The 23,353-nt window shown below is 67.0% G+C and carries 23 protein-coding genes; 10 read left to right on the top strand and 13 right to left on the bottom strand.

Annotated features, from left to right (window positions below; genetic code table 11):
* The first annotated feature begins 25 nt into the window (after positions 1-25).
* Entirely contained in the window at positions 26-769 is a 744-nt protein-coding gene (locus D0D37_RS06275; RefSeq protein ID WP_116199256.1) for a helix-turn-helix domain-containing protein, read from the top strand.
* 10 nt (positions 770-779) lie between these two features.
* On the top strand, positions 780-1,250 hold the full coding sequence (locus D0D37_RS06270; protein WP_116199564.1) for an NUDIX hydrolase: 471 nt from the start codon (positions 780-782) through the stop codon (positions 1,248-1,250).
* Between the two features lie 24 nt (positions 1,251-1,274).
* On the opposite strand, the gene D0D37_RS06265 is transcribed toward D0D37_RS06270, so the two are convergent.
* From D0D37_RS06265 to D0D37_RS06260, 3 genes are all read right to left on the bottom strand, one after another.
* Positions 1,275-2,330: an ImmA/IrrE family metallo-endopeptidase gene (locus D0D37_RS06265; protein WP_116199563.1), complete on the bottom strand. Its 1,056-nt coding sequence runs from the start codon at positions 2,328-2,330 to the stop codon at positions 1,275-1,277.
* A gap of 8 nt (positions 2,331-2,338) precedes the next feature.
* Positions 2,339-3,277, bottom strand: a complete 939-nt coding sequence (locus tag D0D37_RS46470; protein WP_162834100.1) for a hypothetical protein — start codon at positions 3,275-3,277, stop codon at positions 2,339-2,341.
* Between the two features lie 1,098 nt (positions 3,278-4,375).
* On the bottom strand, positions 4,376-4,990 hold the full coding sequence (locus D0D37_RS06260) for a TetR/AcrR family transcriptional regulator (protein ID WP_116199562.1): 615 nt from the start codon (positions 4,988-4,990) through the stop codon (positions 4,376-4,378).
* 117 nt (positions 4,991-5,107) lie between these two features.
* Here D0D37_RS06260 and D0D37_RS06255 point away from each other — a divergent pair, with 117 nt between their 5' ends.
* The 5 genes from D0D37_RS06255 to D0D37_RS06240 all read left to right on the top strand — a co-directional run bounded on the left by D0D37_RS06255 (position 5,108) and on the right by D0D37_RS06240 (position 7,696).
* On the top strand, positions 5,108-5,578 hold the full coding sequence (locus tag D0D37_RS06255; RefSeq protein WP_116199561.1) for an iron chaperone: 471 nt from the start codon (positions 5,108-5,110) through the stop codon (positions 5,576-5,578).
* A gap of 5 nt (positions 5,579-5,583) precedes the next feature.
* Complete coding sequence (locus tag D0D37_RS48605; RefSeq protein ID WP_341867971.1) at positions 5,584-5,784, top strand: VOC family protein; 201 nt, start codon at positions 5,584-5,586, stop codon at positions 5,782-5,784.
* Positions 5,785-5,867: 83 nt separating this feature from the next.
* Complete coding sequence (locus D0D37_RS48600; protein WP_341867970.1) at positions 5,868-6,041, top strand: hypothetical protein; 174 nt, start codon at positions 5,868-5,870, stop codon at positions 6,039-6,041.
* Positions 6,042-6,299: 258 nt separating this feature from the next.
* Positions 6,300-7,187, top strand: coding sequence for a hypothetical protein (locus D0D37_RS06245; RefSeq protein ID WP_116199560.1), 888 nt, complete (start codon positions 6,300-6,302; stop codon positions 7,185-7,187).
* 230 nt (positions 7,188-7,417) lie between these two features.
* Positions 7,418-7,696, top strand: coding sequence for a DUF6959 family protein (locus D0D37_RS06240; RefSeq protein ID WP_116199559.1), 279 nt, complete (start codon positions 7,418-7,420; stop codon positions 7,694-7,696).
* Here D0D37_RS06240 and D0D37_RS06235 read toward each other — a convergent pair whose 3' ends face one another.
* The 3 genes from D0D37_RS06235 to D0D37_RS06225 all read right to left on the bottom strand — a co-directional run bounded on the left by D0D37_RS06235 (position 7,697) and on the right by D0D37_RS06225 (position 12,455).
* Positions 7,697-8,662 (bottom strand): helix-turn-helix transcriptional regulator, encoded by a 966-nt coding sequence (locus D0D37_RS06235; RefSeq protein ID WP_116199558.1) that lies wholly within the window; start codon positions 8,660-8,662, stop codon positions 7,697-7,699.
* A 103-nt stretch (positions 8,663-8,765) separates the two neighbouring features.
* Complete coding sequence (locus D0D37_RS06230; protein ID WP_162834099.1) at positions 8,766-9,164, bottom strand: STAS domain-containing protein; 399 nt, start codon at positions 9,162-9,164, stop codon at positions 8,766-8,768.
* Positions 9,165-9,329: 165 nt separating this feature from the next.
* On the bottom strand, positions 9,330-12,455 hold the full coding sequence (locus tag D0D37_RS06225; protein WP_116199556.1) for an AfsR/SARP family transcriptional regulator: 3,126 nt from the start codon (positions 12,453-12,455) through the stop codon (positions 9,330-9,332).
* 123 nt (positions 12,456-12,578) lie between these two features.
* Here D0D37_RS06225 and D0D37_RS06220 point away from each other — a divergent pair, with 123 nt between their 5' ends.
* Together D0D37_RS06220 and D0D37_RS06215 are read left to right on the top strand one after the other, a co-directional pair.
* Positions 12,579-14,060 carry an FAD-dependent monooxygenase gene (locus D0D37_RS06220; protein ID WP_116199555.1) on the top strand — a complete coding sequence of 494 codons (1,482 nt, stop codon included), beginning with the start codon at positions 12,579-12,581 and terminating at the stop codon, positions 14,058-14,060.
* 8 nt (positions 14,061-14,068) lie between these two features.
* Positions 14,069-14,731 carry an SGNH/GDSL hydrolase family protein gene (locus tag D0D37_RS06215; protein ID WP_116199554.1) on the top strand — a complete coding sequence of 221 codons (663 nt, stop codon included), beginning with the start codon at positions 14,069-14,071 and terminating at the stop codon, positions 14,729-14,731.
* Here the strand turns inward: D0D37_RS06215 and D0D37_RS06210 are convergent, their stop codons facing one another.
* The 4 genes from D0D37_RS06210 to D0D37_RS06195 form a co-directional block, all read right to left on the bottom strand.
* Positions 14,732-15,571, bottom strand: a complete 840-nt coding sequence (locus D0D37_RS06210) for an SDR family oxidoreductase (protein WP_116199553.1) — start codon at positions 15,569-15,571, stop codon at positions 14,732-14,734.
* On the bottom strand, positions 15,568-16,500 hold the full coding sequence (locus D0D37_RS06205) for a patatin-like phospholipase family protein (RefSeq protein ID WP_116199552.1): 933 nt from the start codon (positions 16,498-16,500) through the stop codon (positions 15,568-15,570). Before D0D37_RS06205 ends, D0D37_RS06210 begins: the two co-directional genes overlap by 4 nt.
* A gap of 69 nt (positions 16,501-16,569) precedes the next feature.
* Complete coding sequence (locus D0D37_RS47790) at positions 16,570-16,911, bottom strand: GGDEF domain-containing protein (RefSeq protein WP_279630259.1); 342 nt, start codon at positions 16,909-16,911, stop codon at positions 16,570-16,572.
* A gap of 59 nt (positions 16,912-16,970) precedes the next feature.
* Positions 16,971-17,876 (bottom strand): LysR family transcriptional regulator, encoded by a 906-nt coding sequence (locus D0D37_RS06195; protein ID WP_116199551.1) that lies wholly within the window; start codon positions 17,874-17,876, stop codon positions 16,971-16,973.
* 126 nt (positions 17,877-18,002) lie between these two features.
* Here D0D37_RS06195 and D0D37_RS06190 point away from each other — a divergent pair, with 126 nt between their 5' ends.
* Positions 18,003-18,992 (top strand): NADP-dependent oxidoreductase, encoded by a 990-nt coding sequence (locus D0D37_RS06190; RefSeq protein WP_116199550.1) that lies wholly within the window; start codon positions 18,003-18,005, stop codon positions 18,990-18,992.
* A 225-nt stretch (positions 18,993-19,217) separates the two neighbouring features.
* Here D0D37_RS06190 and D0D37_RS06185 read toward each other — a convergent pair whose 3' ends face one another.
* From D0D37_RS06185 to D0D37_RS06175, 3 genes are read right to left on the bottom strand one after another with little or no spacing between them, the layout of a single operon-like run.
* The gene (locus D0D37_RS06185; RefSeq protein ID WP_116199549.1) at positions 19,218-19,622 is read right to left on the bottom strand and encodes a hypothetical protein; all 405 of its coding nucleotides are present in this window, start codon (positions 19,620-19,622) and stop codon (positions 19,218-19,220) included.
* Positions 19,623-19,631: 9 nt separating this feature from the next.
* Complete coding sequence (locus D0D37_RS46465; RefSeq protein WP_162834098.1) at positions 19,632-23,021, bottom strand: ICP22 family protein; 3,390 nt, start codon at positions 23,019-23,021, stop codon at positions 19,632-19,634.
* A complete protein-coding gene (locus D0D37_RS06175) occupies positions 23,021-23,353 on the bottom strand; it encodes a hypothetical protein (RefSeq protein WP_116199548.1) in 333 nt (110 codons plus the stop codon). Before D0D37_RS06175 ends, D0D37_RS46465 begins: the two co-directional genes overlap by 1 nt.

The raw sequence follows: 23,353 nt of genomic DNA, 5'->3' as shown, positions 1-23,353 counted from the left end.
CCCTAAAAGTCCCAAGGGGGTGCGAATGCCGAACGAACGGCTGCGTGACGCGCTGCTGCGCAACGGGCTCACGCTGGAACAGGTGGCCAAGGCGCTCAGCGTCGACCAGAAGACGGTCGAGCGGTGGATCACCAAAGGCCGCACCCCGTACCCGAAGCACCGGCACAAGATCGCCGCGATGGCGCGCGAATCGGAGACCTACCTGTGGCCGGACTCCGTCGCACCGGAACGCCGGGCCGAGACGGCCGCCGCCGAGGTCGTGAGCGTGTTCCCGCACCGCAACGCAATCCCGGTCGAGCTGTGGGACCGACTGATCAACGACGCCTCAGAGACCGTGGAAATCCTGGTACACGCGGCCCTGTTCCTGGTCGAACGTCCGCGGTTCATCAAGGACATCGCAGCCAAGGCCGCGGCCGGCGCGAAGATCCGCCTGGCGTTCGGCGACCCGGACGGCGACAGCGTCGCCCTGCGCGGAGAAGAAGAACAGCTCGGCGACGGGACGCTCCCCGCGCGTGTGCGCAACGCGCTGGCGTTCTACCGGCCGCTGGTCGGCGTCGAAGGGGTCGAGATGCGGTTCCACAACACGACGCTCTACAACTCCATCTTCCGCTTCGACGACGAGATGATCATCAACACGCACGTCTACGGGTTCCAGGGAGCACACGCGCCGTCCCTGCACCTGCGCCGCCTCTCCGCCGGGGACCTCTTCGAGACCTACTCGGAAAGCTTCGAGACCGTCTGGAACCTCGCCAAGCCCGCCACCATCTAGGAGGCACCACATGGCACGCGTCGACTACTACAACGACCCGAACGCGCCCAAAGCCAACAGCATCGCAGTGGCGGTGTCCGCGTTCATCCAGGACGACGAAGGGCGGATTTTGATGATCCGCCGGACGGACAACGATCTGTACTCGATCCCAGGCGGCCAGTTGGAGCTCGGCGAGACCTTAGCTGAGGCGGCCGTTCGAGAGGTGCGAGAGGAGACCGGGATCGAGTGTGAAGTCACTGGAGTGATTGGCCTGTACTCGGACCCCAAGCATGTAATCGCCTACGACGACGGAGAGGTCCGCCAGGAGTTCTCAATCTGCTTCCGCGCGGAACGGACTGGCGGAACTCCTAAGACCAGCAACGAAAGTAGCGAAGTTGACTGGATCCCCGAGAACAAAATTTCAACTTTAAACATTCACCCGACCATCAGGTTGCGACTCAAGCATTCATTTGAACAACGCGCAACAACCTATTACACCTAAGACAGATCAAAACTGAACAGATCCTTACCCGCAATCTTCGTGGACAGTAAGCCCACGAGCCGCTTCCTTTGAACTGAGCTCGGTCCAGCAAACGGTACACACAGTGGAATTCTTTCCAGAAGCACAGTAACAACGCTCGCAAAATGGGCAAATCCGGCCTTTGCATCGAGCGCAGGGAGACAGCGCTTCATTCGATGCGAATGACTCTCCACAAGGACACTCGACAACCGTCGGCTTCCATTCAGTCTTGATCTCATCATATCGATCAACCTTCGTCGCGACGACAAATACATATCTACCCTCGTAGTCCACAGCAGCTGTCGCAGCGATCCCCTCAAGGAACGTGCCAGTTTCATACTTGAAGTTCACCGACCCAGCAGCCTCGCCGCCAACTCTTGAGAGAGCATCCTCAAGGAGATTACCCGTCACTTCCCCCTGGCGCGATGGAGCAACGAGTTCCCCCCTAGACTGCGAGAACACCAAGGTACCGTCGTCAGCAAGAAGCAGTGAAACAGAATCAAGCGGAAGCAGAGGCCTCGTGCGCACAATGGCAGCCGCCCGCGATGCATGCGTCTGCTCATAGAGATCCCTAATTCCAGCAGCCGCAATTCTGTCTACACCCACAAATTTGGATATCGACGCCCGTGGCATGAGAATTTCAGAGGCAAACTCGTCGCACACGAGGTGTTCAAGAGTCCGAGCCTGGTTATCAGAAAGATCGGAGAGGACATCTAACCACTCAGGATCACTTCGCTGGAGATGATGACTTAACTCATGAAGTATCGTGAATGCATTCCTGCCGCGAGACGGCGATCTCGCTACAATTATTCGAGATCTACGCTGACCCCAGATATACAGTCCCGATGTCGAACAGTCACTTCGAACTATTTCCGGATCTCCATCATCAGTGAGCGAAAGCGACAGATTTGGCCATTTTTGAATAGCTTCCTCTGCATTGGGTCCCAGAAGCGATAGGAGTTCGGGATACTCCGCCCTAACGCGCTCAAGGAAGTAGTCGACCACCTTCTCCGCATACCCGCCGGAAGCCCAGCCTCCTGCCTTGTACTGCGGGATCGCCATTCCGCCCACTAGGAACCTTCTTGCAATCGATCAATTAGCATCATGCGGAGAGCCGATCGGTAACGATCGACGGCCTCCGCACGCGAACTCTCTCTCCGAGGAGCTGAAATCAACTCAGAATAGAGATCCCGGCGAAGTTCATCTTCTGCTACGTCAGTCTCTACTGCGGCACGCTCGATTGCCCGACGAAGATCGGGCGAATCCAATGCCGTACGCGCCTCCACATTAACGGGACGCTCTACAACTACTTCTTTAAAGTGGTCGCGAAGCGCATCCTCCAACTTTCCGAGTCCGTCAATCGGAATCGGCCTTTCACTCCGAAATATAGAATATCCCTCAACTTTGCTTACTTCCAGTAGGTCCGCAAGATCCGCCACGGTAAATCCAGCGCTACTGGCCATCTCACTACTTACAAAGTAGTCTCCCACTCCAGAAGAATCTGTTCTATGCCAATCAGAGTCACACAAGCGGGCAAATTCGCGCGCAAGATTGTCACGATAACCTCTGCGAGACTCCACCATTGCAGGAGAAAGACCCACATTAACTGAGATTAAGTCTTGCGAGTTCATTTCCCCGCTGGCCTTCACCAGCTTATTTACCTCAGACGGGTCGAACAGTTGCCCAAGAAATTCAGCCAACACAAAGTCGCCAAGTCCAGTACGCAACTGAGGCCAGACAACTAGAGGTATCGCAAGAGGCGTGCTTTCGACCACGACCGCAGCGTCCACGCGCTGCATGACGTCCAGGGTTACGGGGAGAACATGAACATACGACGAATTCGAGCGCGCTACCACACCAAGACGCGGCGGCAAATTACCCCACGAAATCCTCCACAGTTGCCCAGCTTCAGGAGCCTGAGGAACGGAACTCTCTAGACACTTGGCGACACTATCTGGTAGATCCTTCAGGTTAGGGTTTTCCGCCTCGAAAATGGATTGATTAATCACTGAGATCCACCTCCATCGGATATGCTATAACGTCTCAGTCCAAGAAACAAAGTCGCCAAACTGTGGCTCGGGAAGGTACCCCAGACAGCGGGCACGCTGAGCATCCTTTAAGTCTTTTTGGGGAAAAGACTTATACCAACGACTGTCGGCAGAGAAGAAGCCGTCTTTATCGAGTTCCATTGACGGAACTTTCGGCGACCAAAAATCGCGCCTATCATTGTAATTTTCAACCTTCGAACTTCGAGAAGTAACGTTCACCAACCCGTCGGCCGAACTCATAACTACACCGTGAGGCCTCCATGCTCTGTCCCCGTGGGCTTCACGGCGGACTCCTTGAGCAAAGTTGGCAATCTTGTAGATCTTCCCGACTTCTGATTCAGTCACTTGCGCCTCCCAGAATACGGAGTTGCCGAATTTGGCTCTATGGGATCAAGGGCGCGCCGCCGGGCGGCGCGCCTGTTGCGGTCCGTAGCCCCTCGCCTGGGCGGCCGCCGCGATCCCGGCACGGCGGGCTCCCGCTCCGCTCCGCCCACCGGCCGGGCCGCGCGGCCGCCAGCGGTGCCGGACCCCAGCGCCGCCCGCCAGCAGCACACATGGCCCTCGCGCTAGAACCGGACATCCCACCCATGCGGAAACAGTCGCCGGTGATCCTCGACCTGTTACGCAGAAGCATCGCCTAGAGCCACCCCGAAGCCTGATCGTGACAACGGTCGGTAGCACCGCGTCAAGGCGGGAAAGCGTGCCTTGACCCGGTCCTACCGACCGCGTGTGAGCTTCGTATCGGGGTTGGGGGAAAGTGTGGGCGGGTAAGTTACGGGCTGAGCGGGCGAGCGTCAGGCACCGCCAGAGAGCATGATCATCTCCCCGGTTTTCCCCCGGAAAACGATCGCGAACGACGAGAACCGGCGACCGGGCATGATCATCCGCGGAGCGCGCCCGCGCAGGTGAGGGCCAAGATCGGCAGATGACGAGAAACAGCCACTGACCTGGTCTTTGACTCCGTAGGTTCTGGGTTCGAGCCCCAGGCGGCCCACTCACTCGACATCCTCGCTGATCAGCGGGGATGTTCTGCTCTGCGGGTTCAGGCAACGCTCGAGATCACCGTGCGGCAGCTGGGCCCGTTCGCCCAGCAGTTCCATACGCGGCCATGAACATGTCCAGCAAGTTGTCGACAGTGTCTTCGTCAACCACGCGAGTCGACAGCAGGTGGCGGTAGTACAAAGTCCCGCACAGCACCTCGGCCGCGAACTCCAGATTCGCGTTCTCGGCCAGTTCCCCAGTCTGCTGCGCGCGGGTGATCCGTTCGAGGGTGCGCCTCTCCACGGTGAGCAGGAATCGTTCGTGCAGGGTCGCTCGCAGGGCGGGATCTGATTGTGCCTCGGCGATCAACCCGCGGTAGACGGGGCCGACCGGTGGGCCGGAGAGGGCGGGGCCGGAGCGCAGGAATTGTTCGCGCAGGTCTGCTCGGACGTCGCCGGTGTCTCGGTAGTCCAGATCCGTGGTCCAGACGCGGCTGAGCGCGTCCAGCAGGAGTGCCGCCATGGATGGCCAGCGGCGGTAGATCGTGTGTTTGCCGACTCCGGCCCGGCGGGCTACCGCTTCGATGTTCAGGCCCGCGTAGCCGACTTCCGCGGCCAGGTCGAGGGTCGTTTGCAGCAGTTCGTCGGTGCGTGCGGTGCCTCTGCGTCGCGGTGCGGCGGGCTGGTCGGCCATTCCGTCATCTTATCGACACGTGGCGTGCCGTTGACAAGGCACGGGCATCGAGTACATCATCAGGTTCCGATCGGCACGGCGCGTGCCGATAATTGAGGACTCAGAAGGGACACTGCCATGGGCAGAACGCACGAAGGCTTCACCGCCGAAGAGCGCGCCGCGATGAAGGACCATGCCAAGGAACTGCGGGCGACGAGCCGCGGCGGTTCGCGGGCGGACAAGGCGGCGCAGGCGGAGCGGGACGTGCTCGCGAAGATCGCCGAGATGCAGCCGGCGGACCGGGTCATGGCCGAGCGCGTGCATGCCGTCGTCAAGGCCAGCGCTCCCGTCCTGGAGCCGAAGCTCTGGTACGGCATGCCCGCCTACGCGCTGGACGGCAAGGTGGTGTGCTTCTTCCAGAGCGCGGAGAAGTTCAAGGCGCGCTACGCGACGCTCGGGTTCAGTGACCTGGCCGCTCTGGACGACGGCTCGATGTGGGCGGCGGGCTTCGCCTTGGCCGACGTGACGGCAGAAGCGGAGGCGCGGATCGGCGCGCTGGTGAAGCAGGCAGTGAGTCCGACCCGGGAAGCGCTGGCGGAATCCGCGTGACTGCCATGGCATCCATCGAATCCGTCGCCCTCGACGTGGCCGATCCCGCGGACGCTAAACGCTTCTACGCCAACGCTTTTGGCCTGGAGACGCAGATTCACCCGCGGGCTTCGGAGGCGCCGACGATTGGCTTCCGCGGGTTCACGGTGTCGCAGTCAGCCACTGCCGACAGCCTCATCGGCTCGGTGCCGGTGCCACGGCGCTGAAGTCGCTCTGGGCCATGGCGGTGTCGTCTAGGCACCGGACGGGACGATCTGGCGAGATCGTGCTCCTGCTGGGAGCCGCGGACGTGGCGGCGAGCAAACGGTTCTGCTTCGAGCGCAGCATCGTCAAGGCGGAGAGCTTCGGCCGTGGATACGTCGAGTTCGCCGCTGGGACGAGTCCGGTGACGCACCGGCTCACGATCAGCGGCGATGCCAGGCCCCGCACCGATCCCGATGGGTTTGACTGGGCCGCATCCTGATCTGTCGCGGTCTGCGGCCCGAAAACCCTTGCGCGGCAAGGCCCCGCACCTTGTTCCGAGCAGCAGCCAAGATCGCGGTGCCGGAACAAGGTGCGTAGGCTGGTTGCTCAACTGGTCCGAGCCGTGCCTTCCCGGTCGTGCTCGGCCGTCCGTTCGGGCAGCGTTGCGCGGTGGCGGCCGCCCTGCACAACCTCTGCGGCCGTCTGGCGTCTTCTCGGGCAAAGCTTCACCAATTGCCGCGAAAAGGGGACGCCGGACATGGGATTCACCGCGAAGAAGACGGTCAAGATGGCGATGATCGGCGGGGCGATCGCCGCCACCGCGCTTCTTTCCGCCTGCAGCGGGAACACCGCGGGGAACGGGTCGCCGGTGAACAACGCCGCCGTCCAGCAGTCCGCGCAGGGTGCTGCCGCAGGTGGGTCTGGGGGATCCGACGGCGCGAAGGGCGCCGCGAAAGGCGAGGAGAACGGCGACGTCAACTGCAGCAGGCTGGACGGCAAGCAGGTCACCCCGCCCGGCGGACCGCAGATGGACGTGATCGCCGTGTCCGCGACCACCGGCACCAACCCGGGCTGCAACGACGCCTTCAAGGTGATCACCGAGTACTACCAGGAAATCCCGACGAAGGGCGAAGGCCCCGGCCACCGCGTGCTCGACATCTTCGGCCACTGGACCTGCGCCGGATCCGGCGACCAGGCCAACCCGCAGGGCACCGTCTGCGGCAAGGACGGCCGCACCGATTACACGATCGAGACCCGGCCCTCCGGCAGCGGCAAGGGCGCAGCGCCGCAGCCTCGCCGGTTCCCGAACACCACCCAGACCGTGCAGTTCACCGGCTTCGACGCCAGCGTCAACATGGCCACCTTCCAGCTCGTCCGCCCCCAGGGCCACGGCGAGTACGTGCCGGTCGCCGGTGACACCAAGACCTACCGGCTTCCGCTGGCCGAGCGCGCCATCGTGTGGAGCGCGGCGACCCTGTGCCAGAACGACAACCAAGCCACCGTCGGCGAAGACGGCCTCGGCACTTTCCGCTGCGACGCCGACCAGCTGCGCCGCACCCTCGCCGGCGGAACCCCGGCTGTCGCCCAGATCCTGGTGAGCGGCGACGACCAGATCGCCCAGGTCAAGGAGATCTACCACCCCTGACCCAGCACTTCTTCCGACTGTGGGGCGACCGGGAATCTCCGGCCGCCCCACAGTCGCGACTGGGGCGATGAGCAAACCGGCCTACGACGGGTGTCTGCCCGGAGTGGCAAGCCCCGATTCGTCGCCTTGACGATCTCGGTATTCGACAATCCCCGCGCGATGCGGGCGAGGACTCCGACTTCCTGGCTGGTCAGCACGAACCACAGTCAATTTGTGGTTGTCTGCCCGGCATGCAACGCATCAAGGCCGAACTGTTCACCGACCCAGGCAACAACGCCGTCGTCAGGATGCCGGGCCGCAAGTTCCCCGGCGTCCTGATCCAGGGCGACAGCCTCTCGATCCTGCGCGGCGACCTCGCCCACATAGTCAAGTCCTGCGCCGAAGGCGATCTGGACGAGGCACGCGAATCCGCCGCAATAATCCTCGCGGATCTCGACGCCATGCTCGACCGCTACTGCGACACACTCCGTGCACACGACATCCCCGTGCCGTTCGCGCGGCCAGACTGATCACCTCGGAGCGGGAATGACTTCCTGCAGAGTGTGCGAAGGAAGCTCGCCATAAGCAGCCCGATAGTGCGCAGTAAAAGCACTAGGCCGCGTATACCCCCACCGCGCCGCGACCTGCGTGACAGTCGTGTCCGCAGGCGCGGCAGCACGCAGCTCAGCCCGCGCATGGTCGAGGCGGACGCGCCGCAGATAGGCCATCGGCGTCGTGTCCAGGTGCCGACGGAAGGCCAGCTGCACAGCCCGCGCGGAGACACCGGCAGCTTGGGCAAGATCGGTAGCCGTGAGGTCGCGGTCCGGATGCGCTTCGATGAACGCGATGGCGCGGCGCAGTGCCTGGGGGTGGGCATCGAGGTCGGTGCCAGCGCGCTCCGCCAGCGCGGTCGTCGGGAAAGCCCCGAGGACGGCCGCGGCGAGGTGCTGGGTGGCGGTGCTGAGCAGGAGCGGGTGTTCGGCGATGTCCGGAGCAGCGAGGACCTGATCGCGCACGTAAGTGATGGCGGCACGCAGGTGTTGGGCGCTGGCGGCAGACACCGGGTTGTGATCGAGCAGCTCTACAGGCTTTTCGACACCGGCAACGCGGGTGAGGACAGCCGGATCGAGCATGGTGATGCTGTAGCGCGCGTGGCAGATCCGGCCGGAGTACGGGCGGTCTGGCGGGGCGAAGGAGAACAGGTCGCCGGGGGCGAAGGCGGCGGATTCGGTCCACCCGGCGACCTGGTGGTCTTCGATGGTTCCGGCTTCGATGTCGCACAGGCAGATCCGGCCCAGCGGGTTGACGTCGTAGCTCATGTCGAAGTGCAGGTCGAGCTTGTCGGCGCTGACGCTGTCCGAGGCGACCCGGGTGATGCGGGCACCGGCCTTATCGCCGCCGCTGCCGATGCGCATCGGGGCGTAAGAACTGCTGAGGAATTCTTCGGTTCGCTCCAGATCGTCGCTGTCGAACACCAGATGTCCAGGGGCGGACATACGCCGGGTGGCCCTCCTTCAGCACGCCGATAGCGGCCCCGGCAGGCCCTTCGGCGTCGTCCAAGGGCCTCCGACCAGGCTCGGTCGTGGGGTAGGCCCCGGGTTACCCGCGTGGATCAGGCACCAAACGCCCCAGCTGGGCGCACGCGTCGTCGATGGTGGCGGCGAGGTTGAGCATGACGTCGACCCGGGTGACGCGCAGCGGGCGCAGCACGACGCGGTTTCCGCCGGTCACCACGATCAGCTTCCGCTTCCGGGCGCTGGCGGCGTGGTGGGTGTCGATCATCAGCGACATCCCGACGACGGCCATGAAGTCCAGGCCGGTGCAGTCGAGGACGATGTCCCGTCTGGTCCGGATCTGCGTGTCGAGCACGTCGGCGAGGTTGTCGGCGGTGGCGAGATCGAGCGCGCCGCTCAGCCGGACCAGTACGAGGGAGCCCACGGCACCGCTCCGGATCACCAGGTCGCCGGGGCGCAGCGATCGTTCGGTTGTCTCGGACATCAGCGGGGTTCTCCCTGTCGTCTGTGTGGCCAACGCCGCGAGGGAAGGACTTCCCGAAGGCATCTCACTGCTCGGCTTCCGGCCGCACTGGTCCGGAAGGATCTGGTTGTCTCCACCGTGCAGGGCCTGGCTGGAACGGTCTAGCGGCGTAACCGAACACCCTGGCTATCCGGAAAACGAACCGTTCCGGCTCAGCCGGGCGGGATCGGTTCGGGATGCCGCCGCCGGTGCGGGCAGCTGCCAGCCGCTCTCGTATGCCGTTGCGAAGCGTTCCTCGCCTAATGCCAGTCGGCCGCGGCTGCTCAGGGTGCGTATCTGCAGGTCGGTTCGGTCGTGTGCGCCGCGAAGCCGGGCTGCCGCGCCGAGGATCACTGCCCCGTCCAGGTAGCGGCCGTACAGCTCGGCCAGGCCAGCCACCGGCACCGCGACTGTGGCCACGATCGGCAGATCCTTGCTGTTGACCGCAGCCGCGTACGCCCTGGCCAGCGCTTCCTCGGCACCAACGCCGTCGCCGAGTTCCAGGCAGAGTTCGGCTCGTACGGCGCTCACCAACGCCTGTCCGTGGTCGCCGCCGAACGGGAGTTGAGCGGACAGCCCGGCTTCGGCTGCCTCGATCAGCTCGCGGGCCTTCGTCAGGTCGCCGGTTCGCAGGCGGAAGCTGGCTTCTCGGGCATCTAGCAGCACCACGGTTTCGGGCACGGTCGAGCGCAGCGTGCGCTCCCGGGTTTCGGCGATCATCGCTGCCGCTTGTTCGGTTTCGCCCAGCCGGACGTGCAGGTCGATCAGGCGCAGGTCGATGAAGGTCTCGTCGTTGTGGTTGAGCGAACCGAACTCCTGGGCCAGTCGCTTGACCTCGGTCAGGTCGGCCAGCGCGCCGTCCAGGTCGCCGTCGTATTGCCGCAGCAGAGCGCGCATCGGGAGGGCCATCGCGAGGCCCCAGTTGTCTCCCGCTTCGGTGAAGCAGTCCAGCGCGACGGCGACGTCCGGGCCGACCTGGTCCAGGTGGCCGTCGTTTTCGGCTAGTTCGGCGCGGGTGATCCGGGCCAATCCGGCCCGCCAGCGGTCCGGGCCGTCGGCTAGCCGCTGGATGAGCGGCGACGCGTCGCTGCCAGCTCGGGCAGCCAGTTCGGCGGCGGTCAGTACGCCGAAGGCTGGCAGGTCCGGGTAGTTCAGCAGGCGGGCGGTTATCTCGTCGGCCGGGGCACCAGTGTCTAGCAGCAGCGCTCCGGCGGCAATGTCGTGGTTCACGCCCGGACCGGCGGACAAGGCGGCTTCGCCGAGCCAGTACGACGCTTCGGCGTGTCGGCCCAGCATGTGCCAGTACCAGGTCAGGTCGAGTGCGACGGCGAGCGCGGCGTCCGACGTATCGCAGAGGTGGCGCAGTGCGGCCGAGATGTTGTCGTATTCGGCGGTCAGCAGGTGGAGTGCGTCGAGTTGCCTTGGTCCGCGCAGCAGCTGGTCGTTGACGGCGGCCAGTTTGGCGAAGTACTGGGCGCTCAGGTTCCGTACATTGGTCAGGATTCCTTGTCCGGCAAGGCATTCCAGGCCGTATTCGCGAATGGTCTCCAGCATTCGGTATCGGCCGGGGACGAGTTGGAGCAGCGAGCGGTCGACTAGGTCCGCGAGCAGCTCCTGCACCTCGTCAATCGGGAGCGCGCAGGCCGCGGCGGCCGAGGCGGGGGTGACGCCGCCGGGCAGGACCGAGATTCGTTCCGCGACCGTCCGCGCGTCCTCGCTGAGCATGTCCCAGCTCCAGGCGATCACCGCGCGCAGCGTGCGGTGCCGGGGGAAGGCGGTGCGGCTGCCGGTGGTGAGGAGCCGGAATCGGTCGGAGAGGCCGGAAGCCAGGTCTGCCAAGGAAAGCGTCCGCAGGCGGGCGGCGGCCAGTTCCAGCGCTAGCGGCATGCCGTCCAGGCCGCGGACGATTCGCAGGACGTCGTGGAGGTTCCGCTCATCGACCGCGAAGTCGGGGCGCACGGCGGCTGCTCGTTCGGTGAACAGCCGTACGGACGCGGTGTCGCTGGCCTGCTCGACGTCAGAGTCCTTTTCTGGCAGGAGAAGCGGGCCGAGCGGGACCAGTGCCTCGCCGTCGATCGCCAGTGGCTCGCGGCTGGTGGCCAGGACCCGCAGTCCGGCGCAGCGCGGCAGCAGCGTCGAAAGTAGGTGGGCGACGGCGTCGATCAGGTGCTCGCAGTTGTCCACCACGAGCAGGCTTTCCTTGCCGCCCAACTGATCCGCCAGCACGTCCAGGTCGCCGACGGGTTTGGCCGAGGATTCGAACAATGCGGTGCCGCGCAGTCCGATCGCCGCCAGCATCGTGGCGGCGACCTTCGTCGGTTCGGTGACCGAGGAGAGGTCGATCAGCCAGCTGCCATCGCGGAAGTGGTGGCGGCGGGCGGCTTCCAAGGCGAGGCGGGTCTTTCCGGCGCCGCCGGGGCCGAGCACGGTGACCAATCGGCCAGTGGCGAGCAGGGTGTCGATCCGGGCCAGATCGTCGGTGCGGCCGACGAAACTGGTCAGCGGCGCGGGCAAGGCGCTCGGCTTGGTTGCCTTGGCAGGTTCGGTGCGCAGCAGGTTCAGGTGGCGTTCGCGCAGCGCGGCCCCGGGGTCAGCACCCAAGGTCTCGGCCAGGTTTTCGCGGATTTGTTCGTACTGGGCCAAGGCTTCTGCCTGACGACCTTGTGTGGCGAGGGCGTCCATGAGCACCGCGGCGGCGCGTTCGTGGACGGGGTGGTCGGCCAGCAGCGCAGTCAGGCGGGCGGTGGCTGCGTCGGGACGGCCCTGGGAAAGCTCGGCCTCGGCGAGGTCAACGACGGCCTCGATCGACAGGCGGCCCAGCCGGGTCGCGGCGGCGGGGTCGACGGCGGCGACAGCTGGAGGCTCGACACCGGGACGGTCGCCCCACAACGCCACGGCTTCGTCCAGCAAAGCCGCGCCGCCATCGCGGAGGCGGCCAGCAGTGGCGAGTTGCTCGAACCGCAGCGCGTCGACGTCAGCGGCGTCCACGGTCAGCCGGTAACCACCTCCGACCTGCGTGACTTCGCCGGGCGAACCGAGGGCTCGACGTAACCGGGAGACGAGAGCCTGCAGGGCGTGCACGGGATCGCCGGGCAGGTCCGCTCCCCAGATCGCGTCGACCAGGACGCTCTGTTCGACCGTTCGCCCGCCAGCCAGCGCCAGCCGCGCGACCAGGCGCTGCAACCGGGCGCCGGGGACAGCCAGTACGGCCTCGCCCCGCATCACCTGAAACGCCCCGAGCAGCGTGACTCGAAGCCGCGCGCTCCCGTCCATTCGACGATCTTCGCGCGAACACCCGCGTCAGCGCCATGTGCCCTCGGGTGAGCGCCGTGTGCGGGCCGTGTGAGCGGCCGTCGGCAGGGTGGCCGTATCGAACGCGAACACAGGGGGTTTGCCATGCATGACGCAGTGATAGTCGGGGCCGGGCCGGTCGGTCTGTTCCTGGCCTGCGAGCTTGGTCTCGCGGGCAGTTCGGTCCTGGTACTCGAACGGGAGCCCGAGCCCGGTTCCCAGTGGCGGACGGCACCGCTCGGGATGCGCGGTCTGTCGGCCACGTCGATCGAGGCGTTCCACCGCCGCGGGATGCTGCCTCCGCTGATGGCGGCGTCGGACCTCCACGACCCGCCCGGCGAGGAGCGGGCGCGCACGGTGGGCCATTTCGCCGGAATGGTGCTCGACCCGGCCAAGGTCGATCTCGATGCGTTTCCCTACCGGCTGCCCAGCTCGCTGCCCGGAGGCATGATGACCAACCTCGACGCGATCGAGGCGGTGCTGTCCGAACAGGCGGGCAAGCTCGGGGTCGAAATCCGGCGTGGGGCCGAGGTTTCCGCTGTTGCGCAGGACGAAAACGGCGTGATCGTGCGGGCTGGCGAGCAGGAGTACGCGGCGCGCTGGGCGATCGGCTGCGACGGCGGGCGCAGTGTCGTGCGCGGGCTGGCGGGTTTCGAGTTCGTCGGCACCGAACCGCAGTTCACCGGCTACACCATGTTCGTCGACCTCGCCGATCCCGAGAAGCTGAGCCCGGGATTCAGCCTGACGCCGACCGGCATGTACGTCCAGATGCCCACGCCGGGGCACCTCGGCGTCCTGGACTTCGACCGTGGTGCGTTCGACCGCACGCAGCAGCCGAGCCTGGAGCACCTCCAGACCGTGCTGCGCCGGGTGTCCGGCACCGACGTCACGCTGACCGGCGTCCGTCTCGTCTCGACGTTCACCGATCGCGCGATGCAGACCACGACGTATCGGCGCGGCCGCGTGCTGCTCGCTGGCGACGCCGCGCACATCCACTCCCCGCTGGGCGGTCAGGGACTGAACACCGGCATCAGCGACGCTTTGAATCTCGGTTGGAAGCTCGCGGCGGTAATCCGCGGGCAGGCGCCGGAAACGCTGCTGGACAGCTACACCCGCGAGCGCCATCCGATCGGTGCCTGGGTGCTCGACTGGACTCGGGCTCAGGCAGCGGCGATGCGGCCGGACGCGCACGGGCAGGCGGTGCAAGGCGTCCTCCGCGACTTGCTCGACACCCGCGACGGCACGACCTATGTGTACGGGAAGATGTCCGGCTCTTCGCTCCGCTACGACCTCAGCGGCGAGCATCCGCTGATCGGCCGTTATGCCCCGTATTTCCAGCTGACAGGCGGAATTCGTCTCGGCGACCTGATGCAGGACGGTCGCGGCGTCGTGCTCGACTTCAGCGCCGACCAGCAGCTGCGCGAGGCGGCGGGCCAGTTGCGTTATGCGGCCGGTACGGCGAAGGACGATCTCGGATTAGGCGCCGTGCTTGTCCGGCCGGACGGCATTGTCGCGTGGGCGGGCGACGGCGACTTTGTCCGGGAATCTTTTGAGCAGGCCAAAAATCAGTGGTTCGGCGAAAACTAGGAGCGGACATGACCATCACTCTTCGCCCGGGAAGCACCGTGCTGTTCACCGGCGATTCGATCACCGACTGCCAGCGAAACGAGAGCGAAGACGGTCTCGGATTCGGCTACCCGCTGCGGATCGCGGGCGAATGGGGACTCCGTCACCCGAAGCGTCCGGTGACCTGGCTGAACTCCGCGATCGCGGACAACAAGGTAATGGATCTCGAATCCCGTTGGCAGACCGACGTTCTCGACGCGCGTCCGGATGTGGTGTCGATCCTTGTCGGTATCAACGACGTCGGCTGGCATTCGTACGATCCGGACGGTTACGTGATTACCGCCGAGGATTACGCGGCCGGTTACGACCGGCTGCTCGCGCCGCTGGCCGAATCCGGAGCCGAGTTGATCCTCATCGAACCGTTCCTGTTGCCGATCAGCGGGGACATCGAGGTCGGCGATATGCACCTCGGTGTCGCGGAACGGAAGAAGTGGCGCGTCGACCTGGACCCGAAAATCCAGGCGGTGCGCGAACTCGCCCGCAAATACAGCGCGCATCTACTGGCTGCGGACGGCATGTTCGCCGAACTTTCCGCGACGACCGGCCCTGAGTACTGGGCCGCGGACGGCGTCCATCCGACTCCGGCCGGGCACGCGGCGCTCACCGCGGCTTGGCTGCGCCTGGTCGCCTGACTATCGCCGAGATCCTTGCTGTGCCTCGAGATTCGCCCGGTACGCCGTCCGCTCCGGACGGTCCGACTGCAGCGCGCGGTCGTCGCGGACCAGCCGCCGGATGCGGTTGAGGACCGGCTCGGGCGTGACTCCCGCAGCCGCCGCGAGTACGCCGACGTAGCCGGGAACGGCGATTTCGGCGCGGCGGTTGTGCACCGAATCGACGACCGCCCTGGCGACGTCTTCCGGCTGCACCTTCGGGATCGGCCGCATGTCCAGGCCCGAGGCGAGCGCGGTGTCGACGGCCGAGGGCAGCACGGCGCTGATGCTGACGCCCGCGTCCGCGAACTCCAGGCGGATCGCGGCCGTCAGCCCCACGACGGCGAACTTGGTGGCGTTGTAGACGGCCAATCCCTTGACCGGGAACTTGCCCGCCAGCGACGCGACGTTGACGACGTGACCGAAACCGCGCTCGACCATGCCGGGCAACGCCAGTTTCAGGCCGTTGAGGACACCGCCGAGGTTGACGTCGATCTGCAGCCGGTCGGTGGCGCCGGAGAGTTCGAGGAATCCGCCGTTCGGCATCAGGCCAGCGTTGTTTACCAGCACGTGCAACGGTCCGTGGGCTTTCTCAGCCGCGGCGAGGAAGGACGCGAACGAGTCGCGGTCGGCGACGTCGAGGTGATGAGCGGTGCCGCCGATCGTCCCGGCAGTCTCCTCGGCGGCCGCCTTGTTGAGGTCGCCGATCGCGACGCGCGCGCCCTTGCTCGCGAACAACTTGGCGACGGCGCGGCCGATCCCGGCACCGCCGCCGGTGATCGCGACGGACGCGCCGTCGAGGTCGATCTTGGGGTAGTTCATCGGGTCGCTCCTTGCTCGATGGCTGCGCGCACGCGCGCCGGGGTCAGGGTGCGGCAGGCGCGGAGCACGTCGGCGCGACGGCGCAGGTCCATGAAATTCGGGCCCATGACGTCGAGTTCAGCCTGGCCGGGTTCGATCCGGAGCACGCGGATGCCGGCGGCGCGGAGCTGTTTGACCTCGGCGTCGACGCGCCGGGTCATCGCGCGCCGAGCGAGTCGTTCGACGCGAGCGAAGCCGCGCCCGCGTGCGCCGCCGGAGGTGGACATCGGCGGGATGAGCACCACCTCCTCGACGCCGGCCGGGAGGACGAGGTCGGCGGAGGTCGGCGAGACGGTGCCGCCGTCGACGTACTTGCGGCCATTGACGGCGACCGGCGGGAACCATCCCGGAATGGCCCAGGACGCGGCGATGGCGGTGCCGAGGCTCGTGCGTTGCGAATTCCCGAACGCGACCCGCTCCCCCGTGCGGATGTCGGCTCCGACAAGCCAGGTCCGCGGATGGTCGACCCAGCCGTCGGCGTTGGCCAATGCGGTGCCGAGATCGCGCAGCCATCCGGCGTCGCCACGGCCTCTCGGCAGCACTCCGGCGAGCCCGGCCAACAGGTCGGCCCGGCCGCGCAGCGCCGCAGCGGTGAGGCCGAGACCAGGCCAAACCGGCGTCGGCACCGGGGGCAGCATGCCCGGATGCTGGGCGAGGTGGTGCACGACGCGCTCGTCGGCAGGCTCCCCGCGCAGGGCAGCCAGGATCTCGCCGACCCCGATGCCCGAGCCGAGAAACACCGCCATCTCCGCGCCCGCCGACGTCCCGACCAGGACATCGGCGCCGCGCGCGTCCCACCCCAGCCGATCCTCGACCGCCGCGAGGGCGGCCGCGGTCCAGGCGAAGCCGAGCGTGCCGCCACACCCGAGCACCAGTGCGCGTTTGGTCATCGGCCACCTCTGCGGAATCACGTGTCAGTGGCGGAACCGTATGTCATTTTCGCGGCGAAGGCAATGCGGTCAGGCGAGGTCGGCGCTGCTGACGACCTTGTTGCGGCCGGTGTTCTTCGCGTTGCAGAGCGCCTGGTCGGCCGCGTGGACGAGGCGATCGACGACGGAACCGGCCTCGGGGTAGGTCGCGATGCCGATTGAGGCCGAGAGCCCGTCGATCGCCTTCGTGCCGTTCAGGTCGGGCACCTCCACGATGAGCCGCTCGATGGCTTCGCGGACGCGTTCGGCGACGACCCGGACGCGTGCTTGGCGGGTGTCGGGCAGCAGAACCACGAACTCCTCGCCACCGAACCGGCCGACGGAGTCGAGTCCCGCGTCCCTGCAGTCTGACCGCCGCGCGGAGGGGCACAACCTCCGTTCGGGCGCGCGGGAACTGTCAAATTCCCGGGGACGATGGTCTTTGTCAGGGATCAGCCCGGACGCACGTTTTCCTTGCCCGCATGCACCTCGGCGACCGCCCGCAATTCGCGTACCAATTCGCGTACCGCGAGGGATTGTGCACCGGCGTAGGTGGCGACGTACCCGATCCGCCGCGTGGGCGGGTCGGCGATCGGCGTCACGGCGACGCCCGGCGGGATGGCGGCGAGGGTGAGCTTCGGCAGCACAGCCATGCCGATCCCTTGCGCCACCATGGAAAGCACCACCCCGTCGTCGGCGACCTCCATTTTCGCCGAAGGCAGCCAGTCCTGCCGAGCCCACCAGGACCGCGTGTAGGAGGAGCAGTTTTCCGGCCAGTCGAGCAGCGGCAGACCGCGCGGATCGGGTTGGTTGCCCGGGTTTACCAGGAAGTACGGCTCCCGGAACAGTTCTCCGGCGACCAGCCCGGCAGGCGGGGTTTCGTCCTCGCCGAGGGTGGCGATGGCGACGTCCGCGCGTCCGTCGGCTACCTCGCCCGCGGTGCCGCGGCCCAGTTCGGGGACGATCAGGACCTGCGGGTTCAGGCCGGAATGCTTGGCAGTCAAGCGTTCCAGCGCGGCGGGCAGGAGGTGTGCGGCGGCGCTGCGGAAAGCGGCGATCCGCAGCGGGCCGGTGAGGGTTCCGGCTGCCGCGCCCCGGGCTTCGGCGCGGAGAACGTCGAGTTGGCGCAGGACCAGCCGGGCGTGCACGAGCGCGCGGGCACCGGCCGCGGTGGGGCGGGCACCGGTGCGGCCGCGGTCGAAGAGGATGGCGCCGACCTTGCGTTCGCAGGTTCGGACTGCGTGCGAGACCGCGGACTGGGTAAGACTCAGTTCGGCGGCAGCGGCGGTGAAGCTGCCGGTCCGCTCCACCGCGAGCAGCAGGCGCAGCTCGCCGGGCGTGAGGTCGACAGCATCCATGCGGCCAGCCTAGCCGCGGCCATGAGCGAGATTCATGGATTGGCGCGGTCCATCGATCCAGCGGTCTGCCGCGACGGTTTCCGGCAGCCTAAGTTGCTGGTCAGCGCCGTTTACTAAGGAGATCCCGTGTCCCTGACCGCCGTCCGCCAGGTCCGCCGCCCCGAGGATGCGCCGAGCGCCGCCGACTTCGAGTTCGTCACCCAGCCGCTGCCGGACCTCGCCGACGGCCAGGTACTGGTCGAAAACCGCTACCTGTCCGTCGATCCGTACATGCGCGAGTTCATGGAATGGGGCGGCTGGGAGCTGGGCGCGGGTTTGGAGGGACGCACGATCGGTGAGGTCGTCGAGTCGAAGGAACCGACGCTGCCGATCGGCACGACAGTGTTCCATCGGCACGGCTGGGCTACCCACGCCGTCCTCACCAGCGCCGACGTCCGGACGATCACCCCGGCGGATGGCGTTCCCCTGAGCGCCTACCTCGGCGTTCTCGGCGGGACTGGGCTCACCGCGTACGTCGGACTGACCCGGATCGCGCAGGTCCGCCCTGGGGACGACGTGTTCATCTCCGCGGCGGCTGGCGCGGTGGGCAGCGCGGCCGGGCAGATCGCGCGGTTGCTCGGCGCGGGACGGATCGTCGGCAGTGCGGGATCCGCCGCGAAGGTCGAGCACCTGACCCGCGACCTCGGTTTCGACGCCGCCTTCGACTACCACGACGGTCCGGTCGCCGACCTGCTCGCTGCGGCGGCACCGGATGGAATCGACGTCTATTTCGACAACGTCGGCGGCGATCACCTGGCCGCCGCGATCGACGCCCTGCGCGAACGCGGCCGGGTCGCTTGGTGCGGTTCGGTCGCGCAGTACAACAGCCTGCGCACGCCGCCGAGTGCGCCGCACAACTTGTTCGACGTCGTCGGGAAAAGCCTTCGGATCGAAGGGTTTCTGGTGCGCAATCACCTGGATGCGCGCGAGGAGTTCGAGGAATTCCTGGTCCCGCACGTCCGCAGCGGGCGGGTGCTCGTGAATGAGACTGTGACAGAAGGGTTTTCCAGCATCGTGGACGCGTTCACCGGGATGCTGCACGGAGAGAACATCGGGAAGATGCTCGTTCGGATCTGACCGCCGGACCAAGCCGCCACGCTCGACGTCCCGCGCGCGCTGCACAATATGTTCGACGTCAGCCGCGGAAGCCTTGGCATCGAAGGATTTCTCGTCCACGACCACCTCGACGCGCGCAAGAAATCCGAGGAACAACTGACCCCGACACACCCGCAGCGGGCAGGTGCTCGTGAACGAGTCCGACCGCCGGGAGGGAGCCGCGAAGCCCCCTCCCGGGTCAGGACCTCAGTCGCGCCAACGGTTGTTGAGGAAGGCGTCGTCGTCCTCGTCGTCTTCCGCCGGGCGCGGGCGGCGCGTCGGGCGGCGCGGGGTCTCGCTCCGCGGGGCGGGCTGGTTCGGAGTCACCGCGAACGGGGACGCCGAACCGGGCTCGTTGCCGAACTCGTCCGAATCGAAGGCCGACGGCGGTTCGGTGCTCGGCCGGTCCGTGCTCCACCCGGACTTGGTCTTGCGCTTCCCCAATTCCCGCCGGTGCTGGACGTACCGTTCGGCCGCCTGCGCCTGCTTCGTCATGTACTCCTGGGACTGCGCCTTGACCTCCTCGGCCTTCTGCTCGCGCAGCGCCCGGCGATCAGCCTGCTCCCGGACCAGCGCGTCCAGTTCTGCCTTCATCGCGGCGGATTCGCTCATGCGTCTCTCCTACCTGGTCCGGATGATCGGCGCGTCGTCGTCATCGTCGAGTGAACCAGTGATCCGGCTGGCGGGCTCCACGAGGTTGTCGAAGACCGCGCCCTCCACCCGGTACGCCGCTCGCCGTTCGGTCTCGCCACCGCCGCCACCGCCGCCGTGGCCGCCGCCCATTCCGCCCATGCCGGGCATCCCGCTGCCGCCGGAACCCGGCTGGCCCGAGCCGCCGGGGTGGTCGCCCGCCGGTTGCGCGAAACCGCCGCCGGTTTGGGTGCCGGCTACCGGCGTGCTGTCGACCCCGACCATGGGCCCGCCGTGCAGCGGAGCACTCGGGGCGCCGGCCGGCACGCCTGGACCGCCGGTGTGCGAAATCTCCGGACCGGGGCCGCCCTGGATCGGGTGGCCCGGCGCCCCGCTCGGGACGCCGTGGTGCAGCGGCTGGGCCGGACCGTCCCCGGGATGTCCTGGGGCGTCCGAATTCGAGATCCCCGGGCCGCCGCCGGCCGGATGCGCCGGATCGCCTGCCGGATGCCCGCCGAACGGGTCGCCGGTGTGCGAGATCTCCGGGCCCGGCCCGCCCTCCACCGGGTGCACCGGGTGGCTGCTGCTGGGCGAGGCGCCGCCGTGGCCGTTGCCGTCGGGTCCCTTGTGGCCGCCGGGTCCGTCGCCGCTGTGCTGACCGGGACCGTCGCCCGCGTGGTGCCTGCCGGTGGTGCCGTCGGGCATCTGCGGGCCGTGGTCGATCTCGTGCACGCCCTGCTTCTTGTCCTCTTCGCCGAGCGTGTAGGTCGTCGGGTTGCCCTTGCCGTCGTCGACCGTGACGACGGTCGGCCCGTTCGGCCCGTCCGGACGCTCGGCGGTGATCTTCGTGTCGCCGTCCCGCAGGTGGACCTTGCCGTCCGCGCCGGGGTGGTGGACCTCGTCGCCGTGCTGCTGGCCGTCCCCGCCGTCGTGCGCGGACTTGTCGTCGGACCAGTCGATCTTGAAGTCCTTGGCGGGCCCGGAACCCTCGCCGATCTTGATGTCCATCTTGCCGTCGTGGTCCGGCTCGGACATTTCGAAGGTCTTGTCGCCCTGCTTGACCTTCAGGACATCCCGGTCGTCATCGTCGTCCGGTTTGCCGTCGTGGCCCTTGTCCTCGCCGGGCTTGCCGTCGTGACCCTTGCCGTCCTCGTCCGGTTTGCCGTCGTGGTCCTTGTCCTCGCCCGGCTTGCCGTCATGGCCCTGGCCGTCGTCGGGCTTTCCGTCGTGATCCTTGTCTTCGCCCGGCTTCCCGTCGCCGGGCTTGCCGTCTTCGCCGCCGGGGCCGCCGTCGGCGGGATCGGTCTTGATCGGCGGGCCGTCGACCGGACCGCCGCCGCCGGGGGCACCGCCGCCGCCCTTGTCGCCGGGAACCTTGTCGCCAGGGCTCTTGTCGTCCGGGCCCTTGCCGTCGGGACCCTTGCCGTCGCCGCCGGTCGAACCGGGTTCGCTGCCGCCGGGTCCGCCGAGCGGGCCGCCGCCGTGGCTGCCCTGCGAGTCCTTCTTCAGCGCGTCCATCGCGGCCTCGGCCTTTTGCTTGGCCTCGGCCTGAGCCTTTTGCTTGGCTTCTTGCTCGGCCCGCTGCTTGGCCTCTTCGTCGGACTGGGTGTGGTCCTGTCCGCCGCCGGAACCCGAACCGCCGCCCGAGTCCGAACCTCCCGGACCGGAACCGGAGCCGCCGCTGGAACCGCCGCCGGGGTCGGTCTTGATCGGCGGGCCGTCCACCGGACCGCCGCCGCCGGTCCCGCCGCCCGGGCCCCCGCCGAGCGGGCCGCCGCCAGGAGAATCGGACGGAACGTCGAGGTCGGGAACTTTCCCGCCGCCACCGCCCGAGCCGGATCCGCTGCCGGACCCGGACCCGCCGCCGGTACCGCCTCCAGTGCCTCCGCCGATGCCGCCGATCCCGCCTCCGCTGCCACCGCCAGTGCCACCGGAGTGATCGCCCTGCGGCGTGTCCGAACCGGACCCGCCACCGGTTCCCCCACCGGTACCGTCACCGGGACCGTTGCCCTGGCCACCGCCATAGCCGTTGCCCTGACCGCCGCCGTAGCCGTTGCCGTTGCCCTGACCGTTGCCGTTGCCGCCGCCAGGACCCTGACCGCCGCCCTGGCCGCCACCGCCGGGACCCCCGCCGCCAGGACCCCCGGGACCACCAGAACCGCCCGAGCCACCGGAACCGCCGGCCCCGCCGTCCTTGGCGCCCTGGAACTTGTTCTTGATCTTGCCCATCTCTTTGTCAAGAGCGTCGTAGGCCTTGTCGACGAGGTCCTTGGCGTCCTTGCAGGCCTTCTCGAAGCCCTTGTAGACGTTGTCCCACATGTCGGGGTTGAACTGGTTCATGATCCACTGCTTGGCGAGGTCCTTGCCGTGGCTCTGGATCTCGTCGTCGTCGCAGCAGCCCTGGTCGTTGAGGGTGTTGACCAGGTTGGTGCCGAAGTTGTAGTCCATCCAGCCGGCGATCTGGGCCAGGTCGTTGACGCTGCCGTGCTCGCCGTTGGCGACCGCGATGACCTTCTGCGCCATCGTGTAGTCGGCCTTGCCGACCTGGTCGCGGTACAGGGCGATGACCTGGTCGGCCTTCCCCTTGCACAGGTCGAACAGCGTCTTCGTGGTGTGCAGCGTCACTTCGCTCGCGTGGCTGAGGTCTTCCCCCAGCTTCGCGGCCTTCTTCTGGATGCTCTCGTTGTACTTGTCCGACGCCGCGTCGGCTCCGGCTCCAGTCCAGGTCCCGAACAGGGTGCCCAGTTCGGTGCCGGTATCGGTCAGCGTCGCCTTCACGGTTTCCGAGCCGTGCTTGAAATGCATGGCGTCGTTGACGAAACCCTCGAAGCTGATCCCGCGCTGCTCGTCGAACGGACCGCGGATGTCCTTGTCGAGGTCGAGCTTGCGGGTGTTTCCCTTGCAGTCGTCGGGGATCTTCTCGAGCAGCCCGCCGAAGGTCTCGAACACCCTCAGCGCGGCCGCCGCCGGGTCGAAGAGTTCATCCGACGTCTTCGTGCCGGTGGCCCCGGCGTCCTCGCCCTCGCCGGGTGCGGGCGGCTGCTTCTTGCCGAGGTCGTCCTTGCCCTGGTCGACCGCCTTTTTCTTCTCGTCCTGGTTGTAGCTGTTCTGCTGGCCCTTCTGCCTGGCCTCTTCGTAGACCTGCTCGAGCGGCGGAGCGCCGCCCGGCGCCGCGAACGGGTTCTTCGGGATGGGGATGAACGTGCGCCCGTACGACTGGATGTACTTCGCGACGTCCTTGCCCTCATCGCCTTCGGGATGCGGGTGCTCGTGCACCCACGCCCGGAGCAGGCTGTCCTTCAGCTCAGGCGGCACCGCCGAGTTGTCGAGAAGCTTCTTGACATCCGGCCACGTCTTCGGCTGCTGCTTGTCGTCCGCCATCAGAGGATCCCGTCGACGCCGTTGCCGGTCTTGTTAATGGCGCCGGACTGGTCGTCCTCGTTCTTGCCGTAGGCAGAACCGGCGGTGCTGATGTTCGTGCCGAACGAGCCGAGCGCGGTGCTGTAGCCGGAGAGCGCCCCCCACAGCTGCTTGGTCCCCTCGAGGTACTTGTCGGCGTGCGCTTGGTGCACCCGGCCGAATTTCTCCTTGGTCAGCTCGGAGTTCTCCAGGTCCGGATTGTCGTCAAGCAGCTTCTCCGCCAGGTCGCCGATCTTCTTCGACGCCTTCGACAACGCTTCGGTTGTCGCGGTGTACCCGCCCCCACCGCTCAT

Origin of the sequence: Amycolatopsis circi, assembly GCF_003385235.1 — a bacterium.
Taxonomy (GTDB): domain Bacteria; phylum Actinomycetota; class Actinomycetes; order Mycobacteriales; family Pseudonocardiaceae; genus Amycolatopsis; species Amycolatopsis circi.
The sequence above is the reverse complement of the archived record's forward strand: the minus strand, read 5'-3'. Positions and strand labels throughout refer to the sequence as shown.